The sequence below is a fragment of the Allobosea sp. 05T433 genome (assembly GCF_056396065.1).
Genome location: NZ_JBFTKS010000077.1, coordinates 1 through 4378, shown reverse-complemented (window position 1 = coordinate 4378; position 4378 = coordinate 1). Strand labels below are relative to the sequence as shown.

Here is a 4378-nt window from a genome sequence, read left to right as displayed (position 1 = left end):
CGGCCGCGCTACCCGCGCGGTGGCGCGTGGCTACCGCCAGGCCTTCGATGCCTACAATCTCGCTCTCGCCAAAAAGCCCTGACGCGCGAGAGCGGCAGGAGTGAAGGTGTGGGCAGGTGATTTCCTGCGTTCGGCAACCATCGGACATTTGATCAGTCACGACTTGATCGGATGTCCGAGTTCAATGCTGCGAGGCAAAGCATGAACTACATCGTCGATGCCCTGCGCAATAATCCCGAGCTCGCCATCTTCCTGACGATCGCTCTCGGCTTTCTCATTGGAAAGGCGAAAATTGGCGGCTTCAGCCTCGGCGTCGTTGTCGGCTGCCTGCTGGCGGGCGTCCTGGTCGGCCAGCTCGACATTAAGGTGCCGGCCGCCGTGAAGACGGTCTTCTTCGACCTCTTCCTCTTCACGACCGGTTACAAGGTCGGTCCGCAGTTCTTTCGCGCCTTGAAGCGCGATGCGCTTCCACAAATGGCGCTAACGGTGGTGCTCTGCGTCACGTGCCTGCTGGTGGCGCTCGGCTTCGCGAAACTGCTGAACTTCGACATGGGTACTGCGGCCGGACTTCTCGCCGGGGCGTTTTCGGAATCGACCGTCATCGGAACAGCGGGCGAAGCGATCCAGCGTCTCGACCTACCGCAGGCCGAGCGGACGGCGCTCATCAACAACATCCCTGTCGCCTACGCCGTCACCTATCTCGTCGGGACGGCGGCCCTGGTCTGGTTCCTGCCGAAGGTCGGTCCCAAGCTCATGGGCATCAACCTTCGCGAGATCGCGGCACAGCGCGCCGACAAGGCCGGACCGGGCAGCGATGCCGAAGGCGTCACCTCGGCCGCCCGCCTGTTCGACGTTCGCGCCTATCGCGTCGAAAACCCGGTTCTGACCAACAAGACGATCACCGAGATCGAAGCCCTCATCAAGGAGACCCGTGCCTTCATCCTGCGCGTTCGCAGCGGGGTGGTGCTGTTCGGCCACGCTTCGGATCGCAGGATCCAGGCGGGCGACATCATTGCCATCATGGCAAGACACGAAGTTCACGCCGCCCGCGGCGACCTCATCGGACCTGAAGTGAGCGATCCCGAGCTGCTCGACATTCCGCTCGAGGCGCTCAACGTCATCGTGACGTCCCGCAGCATCGACGAGAAATCGCTGGGGGAACTGGCCCAGGCCGAATTCGCGCGTGGCGTCTTCCTGTCCAAGCTGACACGCTCAGGCATCGAGATGCCGATCGAGCCGACGACACGCGTCAATCGTGGCGACGTCATGTCGCTGGTCGGGCCGCTGCCGGAAGTCGAGCGGGCCGCGACCGAGCTCGGCTACCCCGACCGCCGCACCTCCGCAACCGACATGGTCTTCGTCGGCTTCGGGATCTTTCTGGGCGGATTGTTCGGTTTGCTGACTCTGGTCGTCTGGGGGGTGCCGCTGACCCTGACCGCGAGCGGCGGCGCCCTCTTCATGGGGCTCGTCTTCGGCTGGCTCCGCTCCGTCTACCCCTTCTACGGCCGCATTCCCGAGCCGGCGATCTGGATCTTCGATACGGTCGGGCTTTGCATGTTCATCGGCATCGTCGGGCTCGGCGCCGGACCGAGCTTCGTCTCGGGCCTGAAGGCGACCGGCATCAGCCTGATCTTGGTCGGCCTCGTCTCCGCGCTGCTGCCGCATGTCGTCGGCATTCTGTTCGGGCGTTACGTCCTGAAGATGGATCCGCTGATCGTGCTTGGTGCCTGCGCCGGGGCTGGCACCATCACAGCCGCCCTCCGGGCCATCCAGGACGAGGCCCAGAGCAGCATTCCGGCGCTGGGCTACACGGTACCCTATGCCATCGGGAACATCCTGCTCACGGCCTGGGGGCCAATCCTCATCGGCATCATGTCGCGTTAGGAGTCGCTGGCGCTGGTAGCGCCGCGCTGCCTGCGGTGGCTGGGTCAAATCGAAATTGATTTGAGCTTCGACCTCGCTCAACCAGGGACGAGTTTCAAAATGCCCAGTGCGGCAAAAGACGTGCTGTCGAAGGGTCCCTTCTTATCGCACCATCCGGACGCCGCGATAGGTGGCAAAGTACCTGCCGAATTGGTGGGGCGTCGGCGCACACGAGACCGCCAGGACATATGGGAAGAATGGCGCTGGACGACTTGCGGATTGAGCGCTTATCGCCTCGAGAATCGAACCCGGATCGGGACGCACCGTACGCGACCTGCTGGGCGCCCGGGAGTGGCGCATCCGAGCTTTGCCGCCTGGAGGCGAAGCAGCCGAAAGCAACGCGCAGCGGCGCAAAACGAGATGCCGACCCCGACCAGCAGCGGGATCCAGCAGGCTGGAACAGGACCAGTCTGAGTGTGGCAGTATTGTCATAAATAGGAATTCCGGTAGAGGCGCGCCTATGCAGACATTCATCAACTCCTTTCTGCTAGTGCTTGCCGCGATCTTCCCTGTGGTGAATCCTCCGGGGACGGCGCTTGTCTTTATCGGGCTTACGAGTGGACTGACACCCAACGTTCGGCGCGCACTGGCGCGGCGGGTCGCATTCAACTCCCTGCTCGTCCTAGTGGGTTCCTTTCTGCTTGGAGCCTTAATCCTGCAGTTTTATGGTATATCCATACCGGTCTTGCGCGTTGCGGGCGGTTTCATCGTCGCGGTATCCGGTTGGAAGCTTCTCAACAAAGGAAGCCGCACGGAAATCGAGGCCACACCCAACTCTGCGCATCTAGGAGATCCGCTCAGCCTGGCGTTCTATCCGTTGACGCTGCCCCTCACCACTGGCCCGGGCACGATCGCGGTGATGATCAGTCTCGGCCTCTCGCGGGGCGCTCAGCGACCGGCCGACGAGCTGTTGTTCATATTTGCCAGTCTTGCCGCTGTCGCGGTGATCGCCTTCGCAATAGGAATCTGCTTCTCATACGCGCATCGAATGCAAAGGTTTCTCGGTCCAGGTGGAACCGACATTGCCGTACGTTTAACCGCATTCATCCTCTTCACCCTCGGCATGCAGATCATATGGTCCGGAGCGAATGAGTTACTCATCTCGGTCCTGCATCCTGGCTCAATTCCGGCCGCCCCGAAGCCACTGGGCTGAGCGCACCGGTCCGCGTGCGAGCACTAGCCCTTCGTCAGGACGACGACCGTTCGTGAAATTACCGCCTCCAATAGCCGGATTTCCGCGCGCCAATGTGGTGATCCGAATCCTTCCGGGAAAGAGCGCCGACATTCGCGCCCCTTTTCCTGCCGGGCCAGATGTTGCGGGGCGATGCTTGAGGACATGAGTTCGGGTTGATAGTGAAGAGGCGCTGCGAGCCTCTCACGGCAGTTCCGTTTTTTTCACCAGGTGGGGGCCGCAGTTTGCCATGCGCGACCTAATCTCCACGCCATCGGTAAAGCTCTATCTCCGCGAGGCGCGTGAGGTGCGGCGGCTGACGAAAGCACTGGCCTTTGCCGCCGAGGCCCATCGGAACCATCGTCGCAAGGGGGCGAGCCAGGAGCCCTATATCAACCACCTGATCGAAGTGGTCGATCTCGTCGCGTCGGTCGAAAGCAGCGATATGGACGTTCTTATCGCGGCGGTGCTCCATGATGTGCTGGAGGACACCCAGACTGGCCATGACGAGTTGGCTGCAGCGTTCGGGGACCGTGCCGCACATATCGTCCAAGAGAATTCCGATGACATGACCTTGCCCAAGTCGGAGCGGCGCCGCGCTCGGCTCGAAGGCATTGGCAAGAAATCGCGCGAGGCAAGGCTGGTCAAGTTCGCGGACATCATCTCGAACCTGCGCGCCATCGCCGTCTCGCCGCCGGCCGGCTGGTCGAACGATCGCAGGCTTGGATACCTGAACGCCTGCCGCAATCTCGTGGATGCCGGACGCGGTTCGAACGCTGAGATCGAACGCATCTTCGACGACACCGCAAAAGCAGTGGAGCAGACAATCAGAGCCGAAGGGCTCGGCGATCTGGATGATGGTGCGTCAGCAAGGAACGAGCTCGAGGCTGCCATCGGCCAGGCTGTGTACCTCGTCTATGTGCCGAACACCAAGTGCCGCACCCTGGGAGAAGCAGACATCGACCTGCTCTGTGAAATGATCGCCCGAACGTTCCCGTCTGCCACTGTGCAGACAGCCGAAGGCATTCATGAGCACCGGCGCAGATCGATGCTTATCGGCAGGATCCGGACAGATAGCGGCGACGCGATCGTCGCTCTTGCCCAGCGCCTGTGCCTCGCCTTTGACGAGCCCTTTGTGCGGATTCCGATTGAAGCGGGCGGGGTATTCCGAAGCGAAGCCGGCAGGGCATTCCGATTTGAAGCCGGCATGTGATTCCGAGATGAAGCCGGCACCCTGAAGGGGGTGTTGGAGGCCTGGGTCAGCCACTCTGGCAGACGTTTTCC

Annotated in this window: 3 protein-coding genes; all 3 read left to right on the top strand. The window is 62.0% G+C overall.

Annotation, left to right across the window (positions count from 1 at the left end):
* The first annotated feature begins 201 nt into the window (after window positions 1–201).
* Window positions 202–1884 (top strand): aspartate-alanine antiporter, encoded by a 1683-nt coding sequence (gene aspT / locus AC1DGP_RS34840; protein WP_441508841.1) that lies wholly within the window; start codon window positions 202–204, stop codon window positions 1882–1884.
* Window positions 1885–2383: 499 nt separating this feature from the next.
* Window positions 2384–3076: a MarC family protein gene (locus tag AC1DGP_RS34835; RefSeq protein ID WP_441508840.1), complete on the top strand. Its 693-nt coding sequence runs from the start codon at window positions 2384–2386 to the stop codon at window positions 3074–3076.
* 268 nt (window positions 3077–3344) lie between these two features.
* Window positions 3345–4307, top strand: coding sequence for an HD domain-containing protein (locus AC1DGP_RS34830; protein WP_476833249.1), 963 nt, complete (start codon window positions 3345–3347; stop codon window positions 4305–4307).
* Window positions 4308–4378: the final 71 nt, after the last annotated feature.

Excerpts from the sequence above, each read along its gene's own strand:
- AC1DGP_RS34835 (WP_441508840.1), top strand. The coding sequence starts at position 2,384 with ATGCAGACATTCATCAACTCCTTTCTGCTAGTGCTTGCCGCGATCTTC.
- AC1DGP_RS34830 (WP_476833249.1), top strand. The coding sequence starts at position 3,345 with ATGCGCGACCTAATCTCCACGCCATCGGTAAAGCTCTATCTCCGCGAG.
- aspT (WP_441508841.1), top strand. The coding sequence starts at position 202 with ATGAACTACATCGTCGATGCCCTGCGCAATAATCCCGAGCTCGCCATC.